This window comes from Comamonas sp. GB3 AK4-5 (assembly GCF_041320665.1).
Lineage (GTDB): Bacteria > Pseudomonadota > Gammaproteobacteria > Burkholderiales > Burkholderiaceae_C > Comamonas.
This window is the reverse complement of the sequence record NZ_CP166730.1, coordinates 1,631,599-1,656,994: the sequence shown is the minus strand read 5'-3', so window position 1 is coordinate 1,656,994 and position 25,396 is coordinate 1,631,599. Positions and strand designations below refer to the sequence as shown.

Below are 25,396 nucleotides of genomic sequence, written 5' to 3'. Positions count from 1 at the left end.
TATACCTGAGCCACTCCCTGACCCCAATGCCCTGGAAAACCCGCCATGCGCTTTGACCTCACCGATTTGCAACTGTTTGTCCATATCCTGGACAGCGGCACGCTCACGGCCGCGGCAGGCCTGTCACATATGACCCTCGCCTCGGCCAGCGAGCGCGTGCGGGGCATGGAGGCCCAGCTGGGCGCTCCGCTGCTGGAGCGCGGCGCGCGTGGCGTGCGCCCCACGGCGGCCGGCCACTCCCTGGGCCTGCATGCGCGCCAGGTGCTGCAGCAGATGGAGCAGCTGCGTGGCGATCTGGCCGACTTCGGCAATGGCCTGGCCGGCCAGGTGCGGGTACGCGGCAACACCTCGGCCGTGGCCGAACACCTGCCACTGGCCGTGGCCGGCTTTTTGCAGGCCCAGCCCCGCGTGGCCCTGGAGCTGCAGGAGCATCGCAGCGAGGCCGTCATGGATGGTCTGCGCCAAGGCCTGTGCGACATGGGCATTGCCTGCGATGCCGTGGATGCCAGCGGCCTGGATGCCAGGCCCTGGCGCCCCGATCCGCTGGTAGTGGTGCTGCCGGCCGGCCACGCGCTGACGCGGCGCGTATCGCTGCGGCTTTCGGAGCTGCTCACAGAGGACTGGATTGGGCTGCCACGCGGCTCGGCCCTACAGGCCCTGGTGCAGAAGCAGGCCACGCTCCTAGGCCGGCCGCTGCGCTGGCGGGTGCAGCTGCAGCAGTTCGACAGCATTTGCCAGCTGGTGGGCCAGGGCACCGGCGTGGCCGTGCTGCCAGCATCCGCAGCCCGCCGCCATGCCAGCCGCAGCGGCGCCCGTGCCGTCGCCCTGCAGGACGCCTGGGCCCAGCGCCAGTTGCTGCTGTGTACCCGGCCCGGTGTGCAGTTGCCGGCCCATGCCCAGCTGCTGCTGGAACACCTGCAGGAACAGGCCCAAGCTGCCTAAGCGTCCATGGCCTGCGCCCCAGACATACGGGCCCGGAAAGCCATGTACGAACCCATCCCCAAAGTGCCCATGGGGGTACCATGAACTGCTACCTGTTCAGTACCGCTCACACCCTATAAAACTGACGCCGCCCAAGCCAGGGACAGCGAGCAAGGGCCGCCCCGCAGCGAGGCTGTCGTCCCCCTTCCAGGGGGAAGCGGCATCGCCGCTCAGGGGGTCATCCAAGTTCTAGGACAATACGCCCCATCATGACCCTCAAAGCCCCCGAACTGCTGCTGCCGGCCGGCTCGCTCGACAAGATGCGCGCTGCCTATGACTTTGGCGCCGATGCCGTCTACGCCGGCCAGCCGCGCTACTCCCTGCGCGCGCGCAACAACGAGTTCCGCCTGGAGCAGATCGCCCAGGGCATTCAAGAGGCGCACCAGCGTGGCAAGAAGTTCTTTCTGACCAGCAACGTCATTGCGCACAACGACAAGATCCGCACCTATCTGCGCGACATCGAGCCCATCATCGCGATGAAGCCCGACGCACTGATCATGGCCGACCCCGGCCTGATCATGATGGTCAAGGAAAAATGGCCCGAGGCGGTGATTCACCTGTCCGTGCAGGCCAACACCACCAACTACGCCACCGTCAAGTTCTGGCAGAAGATGGGCGTGGAGCGCATCATCCTCTCGCGCGAGCTGAGCCTGGACGAGATCGAAAAAATCCGCCAGGAATGCCCCGATATGGAGCTGGAAGTGTTTGTGCACGGCGCGCTGTGCATTGCCTACTCCGGCCGCTGCCTGCTCTCGGGCTACTTCAACCGCCGCGACCCCAACCAGGGCACTTGCACCAATGCCTGCCGCTGGGACTACAAAACGCATGACGCGCAGGTCGACCCCAACACCGGCGAGGCCCTGGGCCAGAGTATGGAAGCGGGCTTCAACTTTGAAGACGCCAAGAACGATCTGGACAACCAGTTCACCAGCACCTGCGGCGACGGCAACCGCCACCCCAAGGCCGACGCCATCTACCTGCTGGAAGAAAAAGGCCGGCCCGGCGAGATGATGCCCATCATGGAAGATGAGCATGGCACCTACATCATGAACTCCAAGGACTTGCGCGCCATCGAGCATGTGGAGCGCCTGACCAAGATCGGTGTGGATTCGCTCAAGATCGAGGGCCGCACCAAGAGCCTGTACTACGTGGCCCGCACCGCGCAAACCTACCGCCGCGCCATCGATGACGCCGCGGCTGGTCGCCCCTTCAACCCGCATCTGATCACCGAGCTCGAAGGCCTGGCCAACCGTGGCTACACCGGCGGCCTGCTGGAGCGCCGCCCCGCCAACGACTACCAGAACTACGAAACCGGCACCTCGGTGCTGCAGCGCAGCCACTTTGTGGGCCAGGTGCGTGGCTATGAAAACGGCATGGTGGAGATCGAAACCATGAACCGCTTTGCCGTGGGCGATACCATAGAGGTCATCCACCCCAGCGGCAACCGCACCGTCAAGCTCACGCAGATGTTCAATCTGGAAGGCGCGCCGGTGCAAGTGGCCCAGGGCAACCCCATCCGTGTGCGCGTGCCCCTGGAAGGCCCGTGGGAAGGGGCGCTGATCGCCCGCTTGCTGCAGCCCGAGCAAGCGTAAGAGCGTGTTTACGATCTCTACGGAGGTCGTAAACACGCTCTAGAACCATAGCTATCTGCGCTTATACACGGCGGTTTTCAGTATGAAACACATTTGAAACCCGCAGCATATAGGCTGGATATGCTCCTGTTTTTAAAGGCCCTGCGGGGCCTTTAGCTCTTTTTGCCTGAATTTGCCTGAAGACAAGGAACGACAAGTGAATCCCGAAGAAATCCAGGTTCTGCCCGAACTCAAGGCCTATATCGACCCCCTGACCCCCGACGAACATGAGGCGCTGGAGCGCAGCATCCTCGACGAAGGCTGCCGCGATGCGCTGGTGCTGTGGGGCAACATCCTGGTGGACGGCCACAACCGCTTCGGCATCTGCCAAAAGCACGGTCTGCCCTTCAAGACCATACAGAACGAGCGCTTTCAGAACATGGAAGACATCCACCTGTGGATGATCGACCAGCACCTGGGCCGTCGCTCCGTCTCCGACTTTCAGCGCGGTGTGCTGGCCCTGCGCAAGCGCGAAATCATTGCCGAGCGCCGCGCCGCTGCCGCTGCTGCCGTGAATGCCGCCAAGGCCGGCGCTGGTGAAGCCGCCAGCGAAGCCCCCTGGGAAGGCGATACCGACCCCGTGGTGGCCCAGGCCCTGGCCAATGTACCCAAGGTGCCCGAGCAGGCCCTGGACACCCGCGAAGCCCTGGCCCGCGCCGCACGCCTGTCCGCCGGCCAGGTGAAGATGATTGAAACCATCCAGGAAAAGGCCGCCCCCGAAGTGGTGGCCGCCGTGCGCGCCGGCGAGCTGACACTGAACGCCGCCGCCGTGGTCGCCACCCTGCCCCTGGAAGAGCAGCAGGCCATGGCCGCCGAAGGCGCCGACGGCCTGAAGCAAGGCGCCAAGCGCGTGCGCGACGCCAAGAAAAAGCCGAAAGCAGACAAAGCCGAAAAGCCCATGACCGAGGACGGTGCAGAGGCCGCTGCGCCCGCATCGGCCGAAGAACTGCAGGCCCGCGTGACCGAGCTGGAAGCCGAGAACGAGCGCCTGCGCCTGCAGGTCAAGACGCTACAGGAGCTGCTGGCCGAGCAAGCTTAAGAGCCGCTCACACAACCCAGCAAACCATAGGTTTGCGGTCGAGACGAGGCGTGAGGCCGTAGGCAGTACACCTCGTACGACAAGGCTGAGCAACGACGTATCGAGGCTTGTGTGAGCGGTTCTAAAACCCCGCCTCACGCCAGAACACGCTGGCGGCGCTGCGCACAAACTGCGCACTGGGGGCCTCCCAAGCGCCCCGTATGCTGACCCGGCCACGCCAGCGATGCTGGCCCGCCCAGGCAGGAAGGGCCTCGCCCGGCACCACGTCCAACACCACTCGGTACACCGGCTGCTCGGGGTAGAGAATCTCTTGCTGGCTGCGCACCGGCACATTGCCGCCGGCCGGTGCGGCCAGTGCGCCTTCATTCAAGCTGCGGCTGGCATCTTGGTCGATGCTGCGCACGCGCAACGCCAGGGTCTTGCTGCCAGATCCTTCGGTGATGAACAACCCGCTATCGCCCGGCCGTATGCGGTGTAACGCTTGCTCCTCAACATAGGCCACCACCTCCAGGCGCTGCGTGTCCACAACACGGCCCAGCAGCTCTCTGCGGGCCAGCCATGCACCGGCTTGCAAATCCGGGTCCACATCGCGCAGCATCCCGCTGCCGCCAGCCTGCACCTGGTAGCGCGCCGCATCGGCGTCCAAGGCGGCCTGCTGCGCCAGGGCTTCGGCCTGGCGGTCCTGCCAGACTTGCCAATCCCGCCGCAGCTCGCCATCCATGCCTGCTGCGGCCGATTGCTGCACCACCTGCTGCAAACGCGCCTGGTTGCTCAGGGCCGCGGCCTGCAGCACCGGCGATGCCAGGGCAAACAGGTGGGTGTCCGCCGTCACCAAGCTGCCCTCGTCCAGGGGCTTTTGCACCAGTTGCGCGGCCTCGGGCGCATGCAGCTGCCACTGCGCAGTGGCTTGCAGCATGCCGCTGCTGTGCACCGGCACCGGCCAAGGCACCACCAGCAACGCCAACAGGCCCAGCAACACCAGCGCACTGCGGCGTGCACGCCGGCTGCGTGCAATCTGCGCCCCGCGCTCGTGCCAGGCTTTCAACTCGGACCACAGGGGTTTGGCGATGAACCACAAGATCTCGACTCCAAAAAGCAAAATACCCACCGCCTTGATAAAGAAGTGGTAGACCAGGGCCGCAATCCCCAGGAACAGCACCAGGCGATAAATCCATGTGACCCAGGCAAAGACAATCAGCAGGCGCTGGCGCGTGGGCCCAAAGTGCTCGGGTGGCGCTTCGCCCAGTGCAAACAGTCGCTCGCGCAAATCCCAGCGCGCCAGGGCAAATGCACGGCTGTGCAAATTGGGCAGCTGCAAATAGTCAGACAGCAGAAAATAGCCGTCAAAACGCATGAAGGGGCTGGCATTGATCAGCACCGTGCTCACCCAGGTGGTGGTGGCCAGCAAAAACGCCGAGGACTTAGGCCAGCCCTCGGGCAGCCACAGCCAGGCCAGCAAGGCCCATACGGCGATCAAGAGCTCGGTGGTGATGCCGGCTGCGGCCACTTTCAGGCGCTGGTCGCGGCGCGTCAGTTTCCAGACCTCGTTGGTATCGGTATAGGCCACCGGCCACAACACCAAAAAAGCGACGCCCATGGCCGGCACCTTGCAGCCATAGCGTTTGGCGGTGATGCCATGGCCCACCTCATGCAGACACTTCACACCCAGCAGCGTGACACCATAGGCCAGCAGGCCTTGCAGGCTCCACATGTCCACCAAGGTGGCACGAAACACCTCCCAGGAGCGGGCCACGCCCCACAGCCCCCACAGCAACGCGGCCAGCGTCAGCCACCAAAAGCCTGGGCGAAACAAAAAATCCAGACGCGGTGCCCAGCGTGTCAGCCAGCGGTCCGGGCGCAGCAGCGGCACCCGAAAAAACAGGTAGTTGTGCAGCAACCACTGCGACCAGCCCGCACGCCGGCGCTGCCACTGCGCATCCAGTGCCGAAGCGCCATGCAGCGGAGGTTGCAGCAACTCATTGCCCTGCAAAAACTGCTGCAACACCTCGACATCGGCCGCGCTCACATGCAAGGTGGTGTGGCCCCCTACATCACGGGCAATGGCCTGGGCATCGGCCATATGCCAGCGGCGCAGCACTTCAAAGCTGGCCCAATCGAGCTGAAAAAACAGATTGCGCACCGGGTCATGCAAGGTCCAACTGGGCTGGCCATCGGCCAGCACCGGCCCTGCCAACAAATCCAGCTCCTCACGCAGCGGCTGCCAGGCCTGGGGCTGCCCGATCACAGCGCCACCCACTGGCGAATACTGGCCCAGGGCTTGCGCACCATCCAGTACGCCAGGCTGACCTTCTCCCCTTGCAGCTTGGCCGTACCTTTGAGGCCTATGCGCTGTGCACCCGGCTGCAGCAGTCCGGCACGCACACGGTAGGCGTAGGCACCATCCGGGCGGGCCACGGCGTCATACGCCATATACCGCAGCTGCGCCTGCACGGCTTGCAGCGGGTCTGCAGCCAGATACAGCTGCACCGGAGCACCGACCTGAAGTGCAATGGCATCGCCAATCGGCAGCCAGGCTTCCACCTCCACCACATCCGGCTGTGCAATGCGCATCACGCGCTCGCCAGTCTGCACCGGCTTGCCTATCCATTCCGTGGGCGCGTCAAACAGCACCATGCCGGCACGCGGCGCCAGGACCTGGGCGCGCTGGCGTTGTTCGGTCAAAAAGGCCTGCTCGGCGCGCCGCTCCCCAATCTTGCCGGCCAGGGCCGCCAGCTGGGATTTGGAGCGCATATCGCCCAGTGCCAGCTGGGCAAACTGGCGGTATTCGGCCTCGGCCGTCTGCAAGGCCTGCTGCGACACTTCCAGCCTGCTGGCAATTTGCGCTTCGTCCAGGCTGAACAGCAGCTGACCTTCTTGCACCATCTCGTTGGGCTGCACATGGATCTGCTCCACCACCCCATCCATGGGGGCGCGCAGCACGACCGGCTGTGCGGCCACCAGCTCGCCGGGGGCCAACACCGTCAAATGCACCGGCCAGGCTGCCAGCACCAGCAGCGCAGACGCGGCCCACACCACGGGCCGGCGCCACCAGGCCTGCCGGGTTTGCTGGTGTCGCAGGCGTGCCCACCACTGGCGTGGCGAACCCAGACGCTGACGCTGCAGGGCCTGCCAGGCATGGATCCACATGTCTCCCCACTCCACCAGCAGCGGCAGGCGGTCGGCCGGTACAGGCTCTGGCCCGGCCCACAACACACCTGCGGCCGCGGCCTCACCCGCCCCGGACTTGAGGTGCATGGGCAGCCACACCGCATGGGCCGGCCACCATTGCGCCCACTGCGACGCCAAGTCGGGAGGCAGATCGACCGCCGTCAGCACACAGGCGGCGCTTTGCTGCTGCACCAGATGGCGGCAGACCTGCGCCACCCACTGGGCATAGGGCACGTTGCGGTCCGGCTGCACCACGCCGGACAGAGCCTGCACCCCCCATTGATGCGTCCACCACACGGCCTGCCGATACGGCAACAGCAAGCGGCTGTCATTGACCAGCAGGAACTCCAGCTCCTGCACCGTGGCAGATTGCCGGGCCCGGTGGCCCAGCTCCAGCAGCAGCGCTGCAGGGTGCACGCGGCCCGTTGTTATCGATGCATTCACTGCGCCATCATCTCCGGATCAGATATGCAGACGCTGGGCCGTCATCTGGCCAGCACGCAGCTGAGCAGCATGCTGCAATTGCTCCGCCACACCCGTGCGGGCCACAGGGGCAGCCTCTGCAGCCTTGAGCTTGATGGGGGTGTGCACCGCATGGCCTTGGCTGTCGCGGGCCGTCAAGCGCAACACCAGCTCGCCCCGAAAGCCCTCGGGCATGGTCCCGGTGAGCTTGCCAGTGCGCGCATCAAACTTCAGCCAGGCCGGCAATGCTCGGCCATCGGCCTGCGTCATAGACAGCTGCACGCTCGCCAGCGGATCGCTGTGGCCAAACAGGGTGGGCGGCACCTGCCAATCCACCTGCTGGCCTGCACCGGCTTCCAATGCATCCACCGCATTGCGCACCACCGGGCCAGGGTCTGCTTTTCCGGACTCCGGCATGGCAAGGCCGAAAAGACCGGAGAGGGTGGATGCGCCAAACACACCGGCACCGCTGTGTCCAACGCCTAGAAAACCGTGGGAAAGCTCCTGGTTTTCACTCGCCACGCCACCACTGAAGAACGAGGACAAGCCGGATGTGCCCCACACGCGGCCATCGCTGTTGCCCAAAGCGAAGAAGGTGTGACTGCCAGCACTTTCCGCAGGAGGCTCACCACCCAATCCCCACGCAGAAGCACCCGTTGAAGCACCAAAAGCTCCTGGCAAGCTGCCGCCCCACGCGCTTTCAAAAGAAGGCCAGGCCACAGTGGGTGGCACCACCACGGGGAACACTTCAATCGACAGCAGTGAAGCCGTCGACATATTCCCCACCGCACTACTTTGTCGCACTTGCAGCGCATAAACGCCTGCACCTTGCAAGATTACGGAATTCCCTTGTCCAGCTGCCCAGGTCTGACCGCCATCCAGCGAGTACTCCCAGTGCCCACCTGCCACCAGCGCATCCACACGCACCGTGGCTTTCCCCTCCACATTGCTCTCCACCTGCAACACGGGCTGATCCGGCAACACCGTGTCGATGGCGTAGCTGTTTGAACTTGTCGTCCCCATGCCGGTATTGCCTGCGCCATCCTGCACACCGGTGTTGTCCAGCGTGATGAGATTCGTGCCGCCGGTGATGCCTGCAGTCGGTGTGAATGTCGCCGTCCAGGTGATGCCGCCATCGGCTGAGCGCAGATTGCTGAGCGTGCCGTTGGCCACCGTGAAGTCCGTCGTGGTGAGGCCCGTCACCGCCTCGCTAAAGGTGATGGTGACCTGCGAGGTCTGGCCAGCGATAAGGCTGCTGTCGGCAACCGTGATGGTCGCAGTAGGTCGCTCGGTATCTATGGCGTAGTTGTTGGAGTCGGTGGTTCCGCTGCCTGCATTGCCCGCCAGGTCGGTCACAGCGGTGTTGTTCAGCGTGATGAGATTCGTGCCGCCGGTGATGTCCGCGTTCGGTGTGAATGTCGCCGTCCAGGTGATGCCGCCATCGGCTGAGCGCAGATTGCTGAGCGTGCCATTGGCCACCGTAAAGTCCGCCGTGGTGAGGCCCGTCACCGCCTCGCTAAAGCGCACCGTCAGCTGCGCCGTTCCCTGTGCATTCAACAGGCTTTTATCCAGTGACAGACTCGCCGTGGGCGCCGTGGTGTCCACCACAATCCCCGCCGTGGCGCCCACGGCGTTCAGGGCCATGGCCAGGGGGTTGCCTGCGGCATCACGCACCGCGCCGCCGTTGAGGTCCAGCGTGCCAGCGAGGGCGATACCGTCGCCATCGTTGTCGCCTGCCTGCACGATGTAGGTGAACACCAGGGCCGCACTGCCGCTGCCCGACACATAGCTGGCATAGCGGGTGCTACCGCCCACATCCAACCGCAGCCGTGGCGTACCGCTCTGGGTATCGACGAGCACTGATTCGCTGGCGTTGACGGTGAAGGTCAACACATCACCTGCCTTGTAGCTTCCATCAGCTGGTACGGTGACGCTGGCCACCTCCGGTACCACACCGTCAACATGCACCTCGGTCGTACTAGCGACGCTGTTCAGGGTCACCACGGTGTCGTTGCCAGCGGTGTCACGAATGCTGCCGCCATTGAGCTGCACCGCACTGCCCAGGCTGATGCCATTGCTATCCAGCTGACCGCTGGCCACGGTCATCCGGAACACCAGAGCACTGCTGCCAGATCCGGACACATAGTTGGCGTACACAGTACCTCCGGTGTCCAGCGTCACGGCAATGCGCGGCGTGCCACTGGTGGTATCGACCGCCACGTTCTCGCTGAAGTTGACGGTGAAGTCCAGATTCTGGCCTGGGATATAAGTGCCGTTTGCAGGCACATTGACGCTGGTAACGGCAGGCGCCACGCAGTCGACGTAGTGGATGCTGCCTTGTATCCCGCCCACAATGGCATTGCCCGCCTGATCGACAATGCCGGTACCGCTGCTGTTCAAATCCAGGCGCACAGTGCCTTCACCACTCAATCCTTGCACATGCACGGTGTAGGTGCGTGCATTGATCTGCAGGACACTGGCGATTTGGCCACTGGCCGATCCGGTAGGTACCAGGCTGAAATCACTGCGGTCCACTCCACTCACGTCCTCGCTGAAGGTCACGGTGAAGCTGACCGCGTTGCTATTGGCGGACGTGTTCTCCGGCACGATGCTGGTGGCCGTAGGAGGCTGTTGATCGATGACGTAGTTGTTGGAGTCGGTGCTTCCGCTGCCCCCATTGCCCACCATGTCGGTCACTCCACTGTTGTTCAGCCTGATGACGTTTGTGGCGTTGCTGATACCCGCCGCCGGTGCGAAAGTTGCAGTCCAGGTGATGCCGCCGTCGCCGCTGCTGACCGCGCTCAGAGTGCCGTTGTCAACGGTCAGATCGGCATTGGTGAAACCGGCCACGGCTTCGCTAAAGGTGATGGTCACCAGGGAGGTGGAACCAATCCCCATATTGCCATTGGCCACCACAATTGTGGCCGTGGGGCGCACACCATCGATGACCAGTGCTTTGTTGCCGCCCAGAGAGCCGGCGGCACCAGGATTGGCCAGGTTCAGCAAGGCATCGGTGTTGGCGCCACTACGAATAGTGCCGCCGTTGAGCACCAGCGCCGAGGACGAGACATAGTCCAAGTCTGCGGAGCTATCGCCAGCCTGGACGGTGTAGCTGAACGTCAATGTGTCTGTGCCCGAGCCAGACACGTAGTCCAGCCAATGGTCTGTGGCGCCGGTTTCCAGCTGCAGCTGCGGTATGCCTGTGACCCACACCGTGGTGTCAAACGTGACGGTGATGGTGACCACATCACCGATCTTGTAGGTGCCATTGGCGGTGCTGGACGATACACCGGTCACAACCGGCGCGACCGGTGCCGTCAGCGTGAAGTCGTTGCCATCGCCGCCGATGTAGCTGCCGGTCAGGACCGTGCCATTGCCTGCGGCTGTCAGCGTGCTGCCTTCGGCCATGCCGCTGAAGGTACCCGTGGTCCCATCGGCCGCGTCATTGTCGACGATTCGGTAGGTATCGCCGTTGCTGGCCGTGTAGCTGTGGGAGGCCGCGAGCGTGGCACCGCTCACGGAGACCGTGCCGTTGACGATCACCTGGTCGTAGCCACTGCCGGCGGTGCTGCCGTTGATATCGACCGCCAATGTGCTGCCTGAAGCCATCACCAGGTTGCCATTGATCGTCAGCGTACCAACACCGTTGTTGACCCCCGTGATCCCCGGCGCCAACGTTGCACCACTAGCCACCGTCACGGTAGTGACGGCCGTGATGGTGCCGGTACCCGCGAGCGTGGCGCCGCTCATGACTGTGACATGATTCGTAGCGGTCAACGAGCCCGTCAGCATCAGCGTGCCTGCTGATACCTCTGTTCCGCCGTTGAGCGTGTTGGCTGCTGAAAGCGTCAGTACACCAGCGCCTTCTTTGGTGAAGAGCGAGCCGCCGGACACCACACCGGACAAGGTCACCGCGTTGGCATTGCTGATCTTGCCGCCACCAGCGGCGCTGGTGAAGTTGTTGCTCAGCGTGACGTTGTCACCCGTAACCAACAAGATGCTGCCGTTGCCTATGGTTATCGTGCCGGTGCCAATGTTGCTGGCGTCGGTGATGCTGACCGTACCGCCACCGCTCACCGTCGTGTTGGTGTAGCTGTTGGTACCGCTCAGCGTGAGGGTGCCGCTGCCGGTCTTGGTCAGGTTACCGGTACCGGTGGCGGTGCCGCTGAACGTCGTGCTGACGCCCGTACTGCCGCTGCTCAGCGTGGAGCTGCCCAATTCCACCGTGCCAGCGCCGGCCAGGGAACCTATGGTTTCGTTGGTCGACAAGGTGAATGTGGCACCTGATGACACGGTCACACTGGCAGTGTTGGCAATGGCACTACCACCACTTACGGTCAGGCCGCCAGCAGATATCTGGATCGCGCCAGTGTTGGTATTGATGCCGGAAAGTGTCAGCGTGCCGCTGCCGATTTTGGTCAGGCCGCCGCCAGTGCCGCCGATGGAGCCAGCGAACGTGGTGTTGCTGTTGTTGCCGCCGATGGTCAGGGCATTGCTACCCAGCGTCAGGATCGTACCGCTGGTACCCGCCAGCGAGCCGATGGTCTCATTGGCTGCCAGCTCGAGCGTCGAGGAATTGCTGATGGTGACTGCCGAGGTGTCACCAACAGCCGATCCGCCGCTGAGGATCAGCTTGCCGGCGGCAACCGTGACGCTGCCGCTGTGTGTGTTGCTGCCGGACAAGGTCACACTGGTGCCGACAGTTCCGCCAGTGGTCAGCGCGCCCGAACCCGACACCACGCCGGACAATACCAACGCACCGGAATTGGAATAGAGAATGGCTGCGCCGCCAATATTCACGGCGTTGTCAATGGTGGTCGCGGCGGTAGTCAACAAGACGCTGCCGTTGTTGAGGGTGATCGAGCCTGAACTCAGCATGCTGTCGGCAGCCACCTGGAAGGTGGCGTTGGTTGCCGTCATCGTGCCGCTCCATCCTGCCGAGTTGGCGCTGTTGCTCAGCGTCAACACCTCACGTGCTCCACCTGCCGCGCCCGTCACAGTCAGGGCACCGCTACCGGTGAAAGCGCCGCTGAAGGTGGCTTCTGCATCTTCGATGAAGCGGATGGTGCCGGCGGATGTCATTTGGACCATATTGGCAAAGGTCAACGGCGTGGTGGTTCCGATATCCATGGCACCACCGTTGAAGGTAATGGCACCACTGCCAAGAGCGCCGCCGGCCTGCACAGACAGAACGCCCGCGCTCAACGTGGTTCCGCCCGAGTAGCTGTTACTGCCCGAATCCAAGGTCAGCGTGCCGCTGCCTTGCTTCACCAATGAACCGGTACCGGAAATCACACCAGAGACGGTAGTGCTGGTGTGATTACCACCGACAGTCAGGGTAAAACTACCCAACTGGATACTGGCAGTAGAAAGATTACTAGCCAGGCTGCCAATGGTTTGGTTCGACGATAAAGTGAATATCGCATTGCTATTGACAGTAACCGAGGTATTGTCGCCGATTGCATTTTCACCATCCACAATCAACCGACCGTAATTGATCACACGTATCTGAGCACCCAAACCGGTATTGTCACCGTTGAGGGTCAATGTGTTGGTGTTGCCCATTGTCTGGCTCACAGTCAGTCCACCATTACCGGTAAGGCTGCCGGAAAATATACTGGACACAACATTGCCAACCGTCAGCGTTTGGCTGGTGCTCACCCTCACAGTGCCCGATCCACTCAATGCGCCGATTTCCTCGCTATTGCTCACCTTTAATTCAGCACCCGAAGAAACTGAAACTGAATTGTTATTGGATAAGGCCAGGCCACCATTCAGCTCCAGGACGCCCGCAGAAACCGTTGTGGTGCCTGTGTAGGTATTAGCGCCAGACAGGGTCAGGGTGCCGGCTCCGCTTTTGGTGAAGCTGCCCAGATTCGTCAAGGTTGCCGCGATGGTGGCGGTATTACCTGAACCGATAACGACCTCCAAGTTAAAACCAGCACCTATCGCCAACGAACCACCCGCGAGGGTGACACCATGGGCCAACCCGAGGTCAAGGGTCAAGTTTTCATTTAAAGCGGTAGCAGCTGAGATCGATACTGTTTGGCCAGCCAGGCTGGCGTCGATCACGATCGTCTGCTTGCCGGTGATATCTGCTGCGGCAATTGCAATCGCTTCGCTGAAGCTCACGCCGTCGGAGACATCGATCGTGCTCGTGTCGATGGCATTGGTAACGTAGATCGTGTCACTGGCCACCGTCACATCGGCTGTGGTGGTACTGATGCCATCGTTCACGCTGAAGCGGATGGTTGCATCGCCAGCCGGCGTGTCATTGCGATAGGTTATGCGTTGCAGCACATCCTGCGCCAAGGCGGTGGTGGCTGTCGTGCCGCTGCTGGTGAAGGTGATCGCCAACACGCCGCCGGTGCTGGTGAACGTCGCAAACGTCAGCCCGTTGGATTGCAAGTTGCCACCGCTTACGGTGAACAAGGCACCGGATGTATTGAAGCCAAAAACATCCGCAGAGGCCGCTGTGCCGGCGCGCTGCACCGTCAGGCTACCGCCACTCCAGTTGCCGTTGCCGCTGTTGAGCGCACCAAATTCCGCGTCAGAAAGGGTGGCGTTGCTGGCCACATCGAGCGTGACCGTATTGCCTGCGCCCGGCCAGGCCACGCTGTCGCCACTCAGATTGCTGATGCTGGGTGCCGAGTCGATCACAATGGCCTTGTTGGCCCCCAGGGAGCCAGCTGTGCCAGGTGCCGCCAAGGTCAGCGTTGCATCATTGCCGGCGCTGTCGCGGATGGCGCCGCCGTTGAGTGTCAGCGCATTGCTGTTGACATAGTCCAGATCCAGGCTGGTATCACCTGCCTGTATGGTGTAGCGGAAGGTCAGGGTATTGGTGCCCGAGCCGCTGAGGTAGTTCACAACCCGGTCGGAGCTACCGGTTTCCAGCGTCAGCTGCGGCGTGCCCGAAACCGTCACGTTGTCGTTGAAGTTGACGGTGATATCGACGCTCTGCCCGGCGACGTAGCTGCCATTGGCGGTTGTTGCGGAAACGGAGCTGACACTGGGCGCCAGCGTGTCGATGGCGTAGTTGCTGGAGTCGGCAGTGCCGCTGCCGACGAAGCCACCACTGACGCTGGTAACACCGCTCAGGTCCACCGTGATGACGTTGGTGGAATCTGTCACGCCCGCGTTCGGGGTAAAGGTGCCGGTCCAGGTGGTCCCGCCATCGCCGCTGCTCAGGCTGGTGATTTGGCCGTTGGGGGTGGTGAGATCGGCCGTGGTGAAACTGGTGACCGCCGTGGAGAACACAAAGGTGACGGTGGAGGTTTCGCCAATTTTCAGTGCGCTGTCGGAGAAGGTCGCAGACACCAATATGGGTGGGTTAACACCCGTAGCATTGAGCACCACCACTTCCTGGCGCTGGCTGTCAGCCGCGGGCACCTCCGCCATCAGCGCATGGCGCAGTGCGCTGGTGGTGTCCGCTGCCGCGTCGGTGGTGGTGGTTACGCCGTCAGCCACCGCATGTGCGGCATGTACGGCATCGACTGCACCCGCGCCGTCAAACATAAAGCGCTGCTCCAGCGCCAAGGGGCGCATGGCACTGACTGGTCCGTTGGGGGTTTTGCCGGTCAGCAGCGTGGCGTTGGAAGCTGTGGAGGCTTGCATCCAGCGGCGCCAGAAGGGCTTGTGTGGTGTGGTCATCAAATTTTCCTTCCTTGTGCCTTGGCAGCCCTTTTCACGGGCGAGCTGGCATTGGCATGGGGCAATCGCTGGGAGTGCTACGGGCCTGGCTTATTGAATTTCAGGAGCTACCCATGCGCTTACAGCGTGGTTTTCAGCAAGAGATTGCTTTCAAAGCCATAGGGCATCAGCACAGGCTGCTCCTGAAAAAGTGGGGTTACTGCGACGGCGCCATCAGCACCTGACCGCTCATGCCGGCAATCAGCTCGGGGAACTTGCCGTGGATGGCGGCGTTGACCTTGATGGACTGGCTCACCGGATCCACCCGCGCGGCCAGGCGCTGCACCTTGGCCGGGTAGGTTTTGCCGGTTTCGTCTATGCGCACCTCAAAGGCCGTGCCCTGGTGCAGCCAGCTCAGCCAACGTGATGGCACCAGAAACTCCAGCTCCAGCACGCTGTCATCCAGGATGTCCAACAGCGCCTGACCGGGCTGGGCGTATTGCTGCTCTCGGATTTTTTGCTCGGCGATGCGGCCGGCATAGGGCGCGGTGATCTGGCATTTGCCCAGCAGGCTGCGGCTGGCCGCCGCATCGGCACGGGCCTTGTTCCATTCGGCCTGGGAGGTGTCCAGCTCGATCTTGCCCACCGAGTTCAGCTCGGCCAGGCGCTGGTTGGCACGCCAGGTTTTCTCGGTGGCATCCACGCCAGCCTGGGCCTTGTTCAGCTGGGCCTGCTGCAGGCTGCAATCAAACTGCACCAGCAACTGGCCTTGGCGAAAGGCGCCACCCTCCACCACGGGCAGGCGTTGCACCTTGGCGCCGATTTCGGCCGCCAGCGTGGTGTAGCGGCGCGGCGCCAGTTGGGCGCGGATGTCGCGCTGCTCCAGCGCGCTGGTCACGCCGGGCATGGCTGCCGCCGGCTTTTTTGCTACGGATACCGGAGCTGGCTGTGCTTGTACCGCAAGCATGACAGCCATGCTCACCCCAAAGAATGCAGCGCTGCGCAGCATGTGATGCGCCTTCATTGCAACTGCCCCGCTTCCCAGCGTTGCAGGGCCTGGCCGACAGCGCTGGTCAGCTCGGGCAGCGGCAGTTTGTCGGAGCCCTCAATCACCGGCTCCAGCCCCAGCGTGGCCTGCAGACGCGAGCCTGCGGACTGCAGCGTGGCCAAGGCCTGGTAGCGCCGCAGCGTGGACAGAATGGATGCGGTCTGTTGGGCCACGCTGTCCTGGCGGGTCTGCTTTTCGACCTTGACCTGGTTGTCCACATGCTGGGTCAGGCGCTGGTCCACCTCCGCAATCGCGTCGGCTCTCTCGTACTGGTGTGCGGCGTTGGCAAACTGCAGGCGTGCAATGTGCAGCTGGCTGAGCACGGCCATTTGCGTGGCCATGCGCTTTTGGTCGGCCAGGGCCACGCCGGCTTTGGCCAGGCGGTTTTGCGCGGGAACGGACAGCAGGCCGAGCAGGTTGAAGGAGATTTGCACACCAGCTTCGCGCCAGCTGTCGTTGATCAGATAGCTGTCGGTGCTGTGGTTGAGTGCGTAGTTGAACGACAGGCCGGGGAACATGCGCAGCAGCACGCGCTTGGTTTCTTCACGGGCAATGCGGGCGCCATACTGACTTTCACGCAGGTCGGGGTTGCGCAGCAAGGCCAGGGCTTCCATATCTTCCACCGGGCGCTGCAGCCAGCTTTGGTGGGCGCCGGGCGCGGGCTCCACCACCTTCCAAGCGCCACCGGCCTGTCCGGGCACCAGGCCCATCAGCGCGGCCAGCTCGATGCGGGCCGGCGAAAGCTCTTGCTCAATCGTCTCCAGCAGGCGCAGGTTTTCCAGCAGCTGGCGCTGGTAGCGCAGCGGCTCCAGCGGCGAGCGCAGCTTCTCGGACTCGACCTTGCGCACATCTGCCAGCGCCAGGTCGGCCGACTGGGTGGCGCCGCGCAGCGAGGCCTGCAGGGCCTGGTGGGCGGCCACGCGCCAGTAGGCGGTGCGCACGTCTTGCACCAGGTTGTGCAAGGTCTTGCGGCGGCGCTCTTCGGCAATCAGCGCACGGTCGGCGTTCTGGCGCGCGGCGTAATAGCTTTGACCAAAGTCCAGCAGGCTCCAGGAAAAGCCCAGCGAGTACAGCGTGGATTCCTTGTCCGTCGAAATATAGGGATTGCCCTGTGAGAAGTGGCCGGTGACAAAGTCCTCGCTACGGGTGATCAAGTCCTTGCTGCGGTCGCGGTAGCCTGCCGACGCCACCAGCTTGGGCAGCATGTCGAACTTGCTGGCTTCAAATGTGTTGTGTGCCAGCGCTTCTTCCATGGCGCGCAAGCGCTGGACTGCGTTGTATTTGATGGCGCGGGCAATCGCCTCTTCCAGCGTGACAGTGGCCGGCAACGGCACCATGTCTTGTGTCAGTTGCTGGTGATCGGCCTGCACCTGGCTGCGCAGTTCATCCTCGGTCAAAGGCTGGGCATTGAAACTGGCGCAGCCCGTCAGCACCAGACCACTGCCCAGCCAAAGCGAGGCGCGGCCCACCATGGGGGGCAAGCAAGCAAGGAACGAATATGTATTCATGTGAAAAAGGCGAAAACGTCGCAAAGTGAATTCCAGCCAACTCGCCAGCGATGCGCCCACGTATGCCCGGGCAGATACAGGCGCTTTGTTTGTAAAGATTTGTGATGCTAGGTGCCCACAGCCCTGCAGACAATCACTGATTCTTGTGATTTTTTGCAGAAAAACACATTTACTCATTCGATTTAGAAATGATGAATTGAATTTTTTTTCTGAAAATGAATAAATCTTCGCAGTCTTGGATTTGACAGCCTCCCGCCGCAAGCTATGTCATGCTGCAAAGCAGCATTTCTGGAGTTCCACGCCCCCATGTCTATCCTGTTCTCCCCCCTCGCTTTCGGCCCGCTGCGCCTGGCCAACCGCATCGTCATTCCGCCCATGTGCATGTATTCCGCGCAGGACGGGCTGGCCACTGATTTCCATTTGATGCACTACGGCAACCTGGCCCAGTCGGGTGCCGGACTGCTGGTGCTGGAAGCCACGGCGGTAGAGGAGCGCGGTCGCATCAGCGCCTACGACCTGGGTCTGTGGAGCGACGCCCACACCGAGGCCTTGCGCACGGTGGTGCAGCACATCCGCCGCAGCAGCCCCATACCCATCGCCGTGCAGCTGGCCCATGCCGGCCGCAAGGCCAGCAGCCGCAGGCCCTGGGAAGGTGGCGGCGCGTTGCCGGCCAACGATGCCCTGGCCTGGCCCACGGTCAGCGCCAGCGATCTGCCCTTCTCCCCCGCCGATCCCGCGCCGCGCCAGGCCTCTTTGCAGGAGATTGCCAGCATCACCCAGGCCTTTGTGGATGCGGCCCTGCGTGCCCAGCAGCTGGGCCTGGACGCCATCGAGCTCCATGCTGCCCATGGCTATCTGCTGCACCAGTTTCTGTCACCGCTGTCCAACCAGCGCACCGACCATTACGGCGGCTGTCTGGACAACCGCATGCGGCTGACACTGGAGGTGTTCGACGCGGTGCGCACCGCCGTGGCACCGCATATGAGCGTGGGGGTGCGCATCAGCGCCACCGACTGGATGGAACCCGCAGGCTGGGACCTGGCGCAAAGCCAGCAGTTGGCCCAGGCCTTGGCGGAACGCGGCTGCGACTTTTTGCATGTGTCCAGCGCCGCGCTGCATCCTGAGCAAAAAATCCCCGTGGGCCCCGGCTACCAGGTGCCACTGGCCGCAGCGTTGAAAGACAGTCTGCAAGGCGCCATGCCGGTGATTGCCGTGGGTCTGATCACCGATCCGCACCAGGCCGAGGCCGTGCTGCAAGCCGACCAGGCCGATGCTATCGGCGTGGCCCGCGCCATGCTCTACCACCCGCGCTGGCCCTGGGAGGCAGCGCGCCAACTGGGCGCCCAGATCCACGCCGCGCCGCAGTACCAGCGCTGCCAGCCCCATGGGGCCAAAACCCTGTTTGGTGCTTGACGGGATTGCGCAGGCTGCTCTTTATAGAAGAGCAGCCTAAGAGCGTATTCACGATCTAACGACTACCCTCTCAGCAAATGCTTGACCAGCTTGCCGGTGGCGGTGCGCGGCAGGCTGTCGCGCAGTTCGTAGCGGCGGGGAATCTTGTAGTGCGCCAGGCGCGGCGCCAGAAAGTCGCGCACGCCCTGCTCGTCCCATGTCCGCGCTGGCTTGAGCACCAGCACCGCGGTCACGGTCTCGCCCCATTCCGGGTGGGGCCGGCCCACCACCGCCACATCCTGCACATCGGGGTGGGTGGACAGCACATCCTCCACCTCTTTGGAATACACGTTCTCGCCGCCGGTGACGATCATGTCCTTGAGCCGGTCCACGATGTAGAGGTAGCCATCCTCGTCCAGCCGCGCCAGATCGCCGCTGCGGTACCAGCCCTCGGCATCAAAGGCTGCAGCCGTGGCGGACGCATCATCCAGATAGCCCTGCATCATGGCCACGGAGCGCATGTGGATCTCTCCGGTCTCGCCCGGCGCGCAGCGCTGCCCGTCAGGATGGCGTACCTCCAGCAACACGCCCGGCACGGCGCAGCGGCCTATGGAGCCGGCCTTGGCAATCGCCTCCTCCGGGTAGAGCACCGTGCCCAGCGGGCCGGATTCCGTCATGCCATAGACCTGCATGAAGCGGTCGCTGCGGTAGGCCTGGGCCAGCTTGCGCGCCATGTCGGCCCCCAGCGGGCCACCGCCATAGGCCCACAGCCGCATGGCGCTGAAGTCATAGGCTGCCACATCGGGCACGACCGACAGCGGCGCCAAAAAGGCAATCGGCGCACCAAAGGTAAAGCTGATGCGCTCGCGCTCCAGCGTCTCCAGAAATGCCTGGGGCGCGTACTCGCGCATCAGCACCGCCGTGCCGCCCACCAGCAGCGTGCCCAGCAGCCAGTTGTTCAGCGGTGAGGAATGCCACACCGGCATGGCGACCAGCGTGCGCTCCTGCGGCGACAGACTGGTGCTGACGGCCGCGCACAGGGCGGCGTGAAACACATTGCCATGGCTGTGCAGACAGCCCTTGGGCCGGCCCGTGGTGCCCGAGGTGTAGAGGATTTCGGCCAAGGTAGCGGCCCCAGGCAAGCTCTCATGCGAAGGTGCAGGCCAGGCTTGCTCCAGCAGGGTGTCAAAGCAGGCCAGGCCGCCCGCCGCGCTGTCGGTGCTCAGCCAGCGGGTGCTGCTATCGGCCTGGGCCAGCCGGGCAGCCAGCGTGCCGTCCACAATGCCCACCGAGGCCTTGCTGTGCTGCAGGATATAGGCCAGCTCGGGCGGCTGTAGCTTGTGGTTGATGGGCACCACGGCCGCGCCCAGGCGCCAGGCCCCCAGCAGCGCCAGCACAAAGCCCGGCGTGTTCAGACACAGCAGGGCCACGCGGTCCCCGGCGCGCACGCCCTGACCATGGAGCACGGCGGCCGCGCGCCTGCCGGCATCCGCCAGGGCGGCATAGCTCCACTCGCGCTCCTGGGCGCGCAATGCCACTTGTTCGGGACGGGTGCGAGCCTGCTGGTCCAGCAGGGAAACAAAATCCATCATCGTCAGCCCTTTTCAAAAAAGGGGCCTGTGCCACAGCATTCAGGCCCCCACAGATCACATGCAAGTGGTGTGGCAGCGGACCGCTACCACCCGCCAAGGTAAGCCCGCACGGCACGGCGGCCTACCCAGAATGGCCCGCCATGGTCAACCCTGTGCCCCGCGCAGCCCGCGCCATCAGATGCAGTCAGATGCAATCAGGTGCAACCGGGCGCAATCAGGCTCAGTCGACCCAGGCAGCGCGCAGCAAGGCTTCGGGCCGGTCCGTGCCGCAGGCCGCGCCCAGCACCGGCCCCCAGTCCGGGTCCCAGCGGCTGACAATGAAGGCGCTGGCCATCTCGCTGCTGGCCTGGCCCAGCATCAAACAGCTTTGCACCAGCAGCGCCAGGCGCTGGGTAAAGCGCCTGGCCTCGCGCTCCAGTGCCTGCGGCGGCTGGGAGCTGCTGGCGCGCAGCTGCTCCACCTGGGCCAGCAACCGGGGCTCCTGCGTGGCGGTATCGCGCAAATGGTCCAGCAGCAGATGCATATCGTCCTGGCGGCGCGCCAGGGCACGCAGCACGTCCAGGCACATCACATTGCCCGAGCCCTCCCAGATGGAGTTGACCGGGGCCTCGCGGAACAGGCGCCCCATGGGCCCGGTTTCCACATAGCCGTTGCCACCAAAGGTTTCCATGGCCTCGCCGGCAAAGCCCACGGCGCGCTTGCAGTTCCAGAACTTGGCCACCGGCGTGACGATGCGCCGCCAGGCCTGGTCCAGCGGCTCATCCGAGCCAAAGCGGGCGGCCAGGTCCATGGCCAGCAGCGTGGCGGCTTCGGACTCCAGCGCCATATCGGCCAGCAGTGTGGTCATGGCCGGCTGCTCGGCCAGGGCCTTGCCAAAGGCATGGCGGTTGCGCGTGTAGAACAGCGCCTGGGCAAAACCCTGGCGCATAAAGCCGGCGCTGGACAGGGCGCAGTCCAGCCGCGTGTAGGTGGCCATTTCAATGATGGTGGGAATGCCCCGGCCCTCATCCCCCACACGCACACCCCAGGCTTCGTGGAATTCCACCTCGCTGCTGCTGTTGGAGCGGTTGCCCACCTTGTCCTTGAGCCGCTGGATGAAGACCGCGTTCTTGCTGCCATCGGGCCGCCAGCGCGGCACGAAGAAGCAGGTGGCACGGCCCTCGCCCGTCTGGGCCAACACCAGGTGGCCATCGCACATGGGGGCGGAGAAAAACCATTTTTGGCCGGTGATCAGATATTCTTCGCCCCAGTCACCGCTCACCCCCGTGGGCTGGGCCCGCGTGGTGTTGGTGCGCAAATCGCTGCCACCCTGGCGCTCCGTCATGCCCATGCCAATGGTGATGGACTGCTTTTCCGCCAGCGGAATGTCGCGCGCGTCGTACGCGGTGCTCAGCAGCTTGGGCTGCAGCGCCGCATAGAGCGCGGTGTTGAGCTGCAGCACCGGGATGCTGGCCTTGGTCATGGTGGTGGGGCAGGTGGAGCCGGACTCGATCTGGCTGTGCATATACAGCGAGGCCCCATAAGCCGGCCAGACCGAGGCGCGCGCATCGGCAAAAGGCAGATTGGCAATGCCACTGGCACGGGCCATGGTCATCATCTGGTGCCAGGCCGGGTGAAAGCGCACCTCGTCAATGCGGTCACCGCCACGCGAATGGGTGTGCAGCACGGGCTCGAACTGGTTGGCATCTTCGGCGGCACGCAGCGTGGCCTCGGCACCATAGGCCGCGCCCTGGCGCAGCAGCTCGGCGTCGCGCCACTGTGCGCCATGGTGCTGCACGGCGCGGCGCAGCGCCGGGTCGCTGGTGTAGAGGTTGTAGTCCTTGAGTTCGGGCGCCTGGTTGTGCGGATGCATATGCGGTCTCCTGTCGATACAGCACCTCTTGCGGGAGCCTGGAATGGGGCTGTTGCCCAGATGCTTGTCAGCGCCAGCGGCGGCTGCCATGCTGGTGCGCAAGCTGCTGTCCTCTTTTATTCTAGGCAGTGTGCACACACACCATGTTCGGATTCCCAGATGCTGACTTCCCGCTTCGCGTCACGCCCCACAGCCGGGCGACGGCGCCCTCTCCAGTCCCGTGCGCAGCAGACTTCGCAAGCCCTGCAGGACGCCTTTGTTCGGCTTTTGGTCGAGCGCGGCTATGCCGCCATCACCGTGCGCGAAATCGTGCTGGTGGCCGGCACCGGCCTGGGCAGCTTCTACGAGTATTTCGCCAGCAAGCAGGACCTGGCCCAGGTCAGCCTGCACCTGCGCTCCAAGGCGCTGCTGCTGGCCTTGCGCCAGGCCGCCACGGCCCAGCGCGGCCAGCCCCTGCAAATGCTGGGCCCTGCGCTGGTGCAGGCCCTGTGGGCTGCGCACCAGGGGCCGGCCGAGGAATGGGGCGCCCACTATCTGCTGGAGCGGCAGTTCTCCAGCCTGCAGGCCTATCGCAGCACCTATGAGCGCTTTGTCGAGGTCTGGGCCCAGGCCCTGCGGGCCGCCAGCGATATGCCCGCCGACTGCGATGCGGCAGCAGCGGCACGCATCTGCCAGGGCATGGTCTACGGCCTGTTCACCCACGCTTTTTTGCGCGCCGATGCGCAGGGCGCCGCAGCCGCCCTGCCCCAGCAGGCCACTGCGGTGCTGACGGCCTATCTGGCGTCGCTGGCTGCCGCGTAAGCCACCGCCTCCACGGGCTCGCCCCGTGGCGCAAAGTCTGCGCCCTGCGTCAGCGGCGGCAGGCGATAGCTGGCCGGTGTGCGGCTGAGCTTGACCGGTGCGCCCAGCCCCCGGTAGCCACCGGGCATTTCCACCCACATTCCCCGGTGCGCCGTGTGCGGGTGCTGCAGTGCTGCCGGCACCGACAACACCGGCGAGGCAGGCACGCCCAAGGCCATCAAGTCGTTGGCCAGCTGCTCGCCCTCAAAAGCGGCCAGAGACTGCTCCAGCAGCGGCTTGAGCGTGGCGCGGTGCACCGAGCGCTGGCCGGCCGTGGCAAAGCGCGCATCCTCGGCCAGCTGCGGGCAACCGATATGCGTGCACAGCAGGCGGAATTGCCGGTCGTTGCCCACGGCAAAAAACACCGGAATGGTGCCGGTCTGCAGCGTGTCATAGGGGTAGATATTGGGGTGGGCGTTGCCGGTGCGCTGCGGCATTTTGCCGTCCATAAACCAGTTGGGCGCATGCGGGTGCAGCAGGGAGATGGCACTGTCATACAGGGCTGCATCCACCAGTTGGCCCTGGCCGCTGCGCTGGCGCTCCTGCAGCGCCAGCAACACGCCGATGACGGCGTTCATGCCGGTCACCATGTCCACCACTGGCAGGCCCACACGCAGCGCATCGCCGCCCTGCTCGCCGTTGACGCTCATGATGCCGCTCATGGCCTGGACGGCGGCGTCATAGCCCGGCCAGGCACCCAGCGGGCCGTCGGCCCCAAAGCCGCTGACCCGGCACCAGATCAGGCGCGGAAAGCGTTGCTGCATCTGCTCCCAGCCAATGCCCCATTTCTCCAGCGTGCCGATCTTGAAGTTCTCCACCACCACATCGGCCTGCGCCATCAGTGCCTGCACGCGAAGTTGCCCCTCCAGATCGCTCAGATCCAGAAACTGGGTGCGCTTGTTGCGGTTCAGCCCCCGGTAATACGAGGCCACACCGTCCTGAAACGGAGGGCCCCAGCTGCGCGTGTCGTCACCCTGGGGTGGCTCCACCTTGAGCACATCGGCGCCGTGGTCGCCCAGAATCTGGCCGCACAGCGGCCCGCCCAGAATGCGCGAGAGGTCCAGCACACGCAGGCCCTGCAGCGCCCCCAGGGGTGAAGACGCCGCGCTGGCCGCAGCGGCGTGAGATGGTGAAAAATCGTTCATGCCTGTCTACCCTTGTTCAGCAATGCATCCAATGGCTGCTCAGTCCAGGCGCGCGCCCGAGACCTGCACCACGCGCTGCCACTTCGTCACCTCGGCGGGGATGAAGCGCGCCAGGCCTTCAGCCGTCAGATCGGGCGAGGCCTCCAGCCCCTGGGAGGCAAACAGGGTGCGCACCTTGTCGCTTTCCAGCGCCTGGCGAAAGCCTCGGTTCAAGATGGCAATGCGGTCGGCCGGTGTGCCTGCAGGCGCTACGACGCCAAAGAACACGCTCACGTCATAGCCGGGCAGGCCTTGCTCGGCAATGGTGAGCGCCTGCGGCAGGGCCTGGGAGCGCTTTTCGGTGGCCACGCCAATGAGCTTGACCTTGCCGGTCTTGATGTAAGGCAGGGCCGTGAGGATGTCGGTGAAGGTCATGTCCACCTGGCCGCCCAGCAAGTCATTGAGGGCCGGGCCCGTGCCCTTGTAGGGCACATGCTGCAGCGTGGTGCCGGCTTTTTCATTGAACAGCACACCCGCCAGGTGCGATGAGGCGCCATTGCCCGAAGAGGCGTAATTCAGCTTGTGGGGCTGGGCCTTGTCCAGCGCAATCAGCTCCTGCACGGTGTTGGCCTTGACGCTGGGATGCACCACCAGCACATTGGGCAGATAGCCCACGCGGATGATGGGCGCAAAACTGGTGGCCGGGTCGTAGCTGATCTTGCTGTAGAGGCTTTTGTTGATGGCCAGCGGGCCCGAGGTGCCGAACATGATGGTGTAGCCGTCGGGCTTGCTGCGGGCCACGGCATCGGCGCCGATGTTGCCGCCGGCGCCGGCGCGGTTTTCCACGATCACGCTCTGGCCCAGACTTTCGGTCAGGGCCACGGCCAGGGTGCGGGCCATGGCGTCGGTGGGACCACCGGGTGGGAAAGGCACGACAAAGGTCACCGGCTTGGATGGAAAGTTATCCGCCCATGCCAGCTGTGGTGCCACAGCAGCCAGTGCGGTGAGGGCCAAGCTGGTGGCCAATGCCTTGCGTGCAGAGCGATGAAAAATGGTGTGCATGGTGTTGTCTCCATAGGTGCAGGCACATGGGCCTGCCTGTTTTTGCTATTTTTTCAGAAGCATCAAAA

14 protein-coding genes are annotated in these 25,396 nt (G+C 64.0%); 5 read left to right on the top strand and 9 right to left on the bottom strand.

What is annotated here, in order from left to right; all coding sequences use genetic code 11:
- Positions 1–45: 45 nt before the first annotated feature.
- The 3 genes from ACA027_RS07320 to ACA027_RS07310 all read left to right on the top strand — a co-directional run bounded on the left by ACA027_RS07320 (position 46) and on the right by ACA027_RS07310 (position 3,651).
- Positions 46–942 (top strand): LysR family transcriptional regulator, encoded by an 897-nt coding sequence (locus ACA027_RS07320; protein WP_370681742.1) that lies wholly within the window; start codon positions 46–48, stop codon positions 940–942.
- Between the two features lie 248 nt (positions 943–1,190).
- Positions 1,191–2,573: a tRNA 5-hydroxyuridine modification protein YegQ gene (gene yegQ, locus ACA027_RS07315; RefSeq protein WP_370681741.1), complete on the top strand. Its 1,383-nt coding sequence runs from the start codon at positions 1,191–1,193 to the stop codon at positions 2,571–2,573.
- 196 nt (positions 2,574–2,769) lie between these two features.
- Positions 2,770–3,651 carry a plasmid replication/partition related protein gene (locus tag ACA027_RS07310; RefSeq protein WP_370681740.1) on the top strand — a complete coding sequence of 294 codons (882 nt, stop codon included), beginning with the start codon at positions 2,770–2,772 and terminating at the stop codon, positions 3,649–3,651.
- 121 nt (positions 3,652–3,772) lie between these two features.
- Here ACA027_RS07310 and ACA027_RS07305 read toward each other — a convergent pair whose 3' ends face one another.
- The 5 genes from ACA027_RS07305 to ACA027_RS07285 form a co-directional block, all read right to left on the bottom strand.
- Positions 3,773–5,896, bottom strand: a complete 2,124-nt coding sequence (locus ACA027_RS07305; protein WP_370681739.1) for an HlyD family efflux transporter periplasmic adaptor subunit — start codon at positions 5,894–5,896, stop codon at positions 3,773–3,775.
- Positions 5,893–7,263, bottom strand: a complete 1,371-nt coding sequence (locus tag ACA027_RS07300; RefSeq protein ID WP_370681738.1) for an efflux RND transporter periplasmic adaptor subunit — start codon at positions 7,261–7,263, stop codon at positions 5,893–5,895. Before ACA027_RS07300 ends, ACA027_RS07305 begins: the two co-directional genes overlap by 4 nt.
- An 18-nt stretch (positions 7,264–7,281) precedes the next feature.
- Positions 7,282–14,931: an Ig-like domain-containing protein gene (locus ACA027_RS07295; RefSeq protein WP_370681737.1), complete on the bottom strand. Its 7,650-nt coding sequence runs from the start codon at positions 14,929–14,931 to the stop codon at positions 7,282–7,284.
- Between the two features lie 196 nt (positions 14,932–15,127).
- Positions 15,128–15,886, bottom strand: coding sequence for an efflux RND transporter periplasmic adaptor subunit (locus ACA027_RS07290; protein ID WP_370681736.1), 759 nt, complete (start codon positions 15,884–15,886; stop codon positions 15,128–15,130).
- Positions 15,887–15,930: 44 nt separating this feature from the next.
- Positions 15,931–17,466 (bottom strand): TolC family protein, encoded by a 1,536-nt coding sequence (locus ACA027_RS07285; RefSeq protein ID WP_370681735.1) that lies wholly within the window; start codon positions 17,464–17,466, stop codon positions 15,931–15,933.
- 306 nt (positions 17,467–17,772) lie between these two features.
- Between ACA027_RS07285 and ACA027_RS07280 the strand changes: the two genes are divergently transcribed.
- Positions 17,773–18,879 (top strand): NADH:flavin oxidoreductase/NADH oxidase, encoded by a 1,107-nt coding sequence (locus ACA027_RS07280; RefSeq protein WP_370681734.1) that lies wholly within the window; start codon positions 17,773–17,775, stop codon positions 18,877–18,879.
- 62 nt (positions 18,880–18,941) lie between these two features.
- On the opposite strand, the gene ACA027_RS07275 is transcribed toward ACA027_RS07280, so the two are convergent.
- Both ACA027_RS07275 and ACA027_RS07270 read right to left on the bottom strand, forming a co-directional pair.
- Positions 18,942–20,447, bottom strand: a complete 1,506-nt coding sequence (locus ACA027_RS07275) for a class I adenylate-forming enzyme family protein (protein WP_370682533.1) — start codon at positions 20,445–20,447, stop codon at positions 18,942–18,944.
- Positions 20,448–20,670: 223 nt separating this feature from the next.
- Positions 20,671–22,302, bottom strand: a complete 1,632-nt coding sequence (locus tag ACA027_RS07270; RefSeq protein ID WP_370681733.1) for an acyl-CoA dehydrogenase family protein — start codon at positions 22,300–22,302, stop codon at positions 20,671–20,673.
- Between the two features lie 159 nt (positions 22,303–22,461).
- Between ACA027_RS07270 and ACA027_RS07265 the strand changes: the two genes are divergently transcribed.
- Positions 22,462–23,103 (top strand): TetR/AcrR family transcriptional regulator, encoded by a 642-nt coding sequence (locus ACA027_RS07265; protein ID WP_370681732.1) that lies wholly within the window; start codon positions 22,462–22,464, stop codon positions 23,101–23,103.
- Here the strand turns inward: ACA027_RS07265 and ACA027_RS07260 are convergent.
- Positions 23,076–24,287: a CaiB/BaiF CoA transferase family protein gene (locus ACA027_RS07260; RefSeq protein WP_370681731.1), complete on the bottom strand. Its 1,212-nt coding sequence runs from the start codon at positions 24,285–24,287 to the stop codon at positions 23,076–23,078. The genes ACA027_RS07265 and ACA027_RS07260 overlap by 28 nt on opposite strands.
- A gap of 39 nt (positions 24,288–24,326) precedes the next feature.
- Complete coding sequence (locus tag ACA027_RS07255) at positions 24,327–25,328, bottom strand: Bug family tripartite tricarboxylate transporter substrate binding protein (RefSeq protein WP_370681730.1); 1,002 nt, start codon at positions 25,326–25,328, stop codon at positions 24,327–24,329.
- Positions 25,329–25,396 lie beyond the last annotated feature (68 nt).

What these genes read in the sequence shown, in the direction of transcription:
- ACA027_RS07265 (WP_370681732.1), top strand. Translation starts at nt 22,462, where the DNA reads ATGCTGACTTCCCGCTTCGCGTCACGCCCCACAGCCGGGCGACGGCGC.
- ACA027_RS07255 (WP_370681730.1), bottom strand. Translation starts at nt 25,328, where the DNA reads ATGCACACCATTTTTCATCGCTCTGCACGCAAGGCATTGGCCACCAGC.
- ACA027_RS07285 (WP_370681735.1), bottom strand. Translation starts at nt 17,466, where the DNA reads ATGAATACATATTCGTTCCTTGCTTGCTTGCCCCCCATGGTGGGCCGC.
- ACA027_RS07260 (WP_370681731.1), bottom strand. Translation starts at nt 24,287, where the DNA reads ATGAACGATTTTTCACCATCTCACGCCGCTGCGGCCAGCGCGGCGTCT.
- ACA027_RS07320 (WP_370681742.1), top strand. Translation starts at nt 46, where the DNA reads ATGCGCTTTGACCTCACCGATTTGCAACTGTTTGTCCATATCCTGGAC.
- yegQ (WP_370681741.1), top strand. Translation starts at nt 1,191, where the DNA reads ATGACCCTCAAAGCCCCCGAACTGCTGCTGCCGGCCGGCTCGCTCGAC.
- ACA027_RS07280 (WP_370681734.1), top strand. Translation starts at nt 17,773, where the DNA reads ATGTCTATCCTGTTCTCCCCCCTCGCTTTCGGCCCGCTGCGCCTGGCC.
- ACA027_RS07270 (WP_370681733.1), bottom strand. Translation starts at nt 22,302, where the DNA reads ATGCATCCGCACAACCAGGCGCCCGAACTCAAGGACTACAACCTCTAC.
- ACA027_RS07290 (WP_370681736.1), bottom strand. Translation starts at nt 15,886, where the DNA reads ATGGCTGTCATGCTTGCGGTACAAGCACAGCCAGCTCCGGTATCCGTA.
- ACA027_RS07295 (WP_370681737.1), bottom strand. Translation starts at nt 14,931, where the DNA reads ATGACCACACCACACAAGCCCTTCTGGCGCCGCTGGATGCAAGCCTCC.
- ACA027_RS07275 (WP_370682533.1), bottom strand. Translation starts at nt 20,447, where the DNA reads ATGGATTTTGTTTCCCTGCTGGACCAGCAGGCTCGCACCCGTCCCGAA.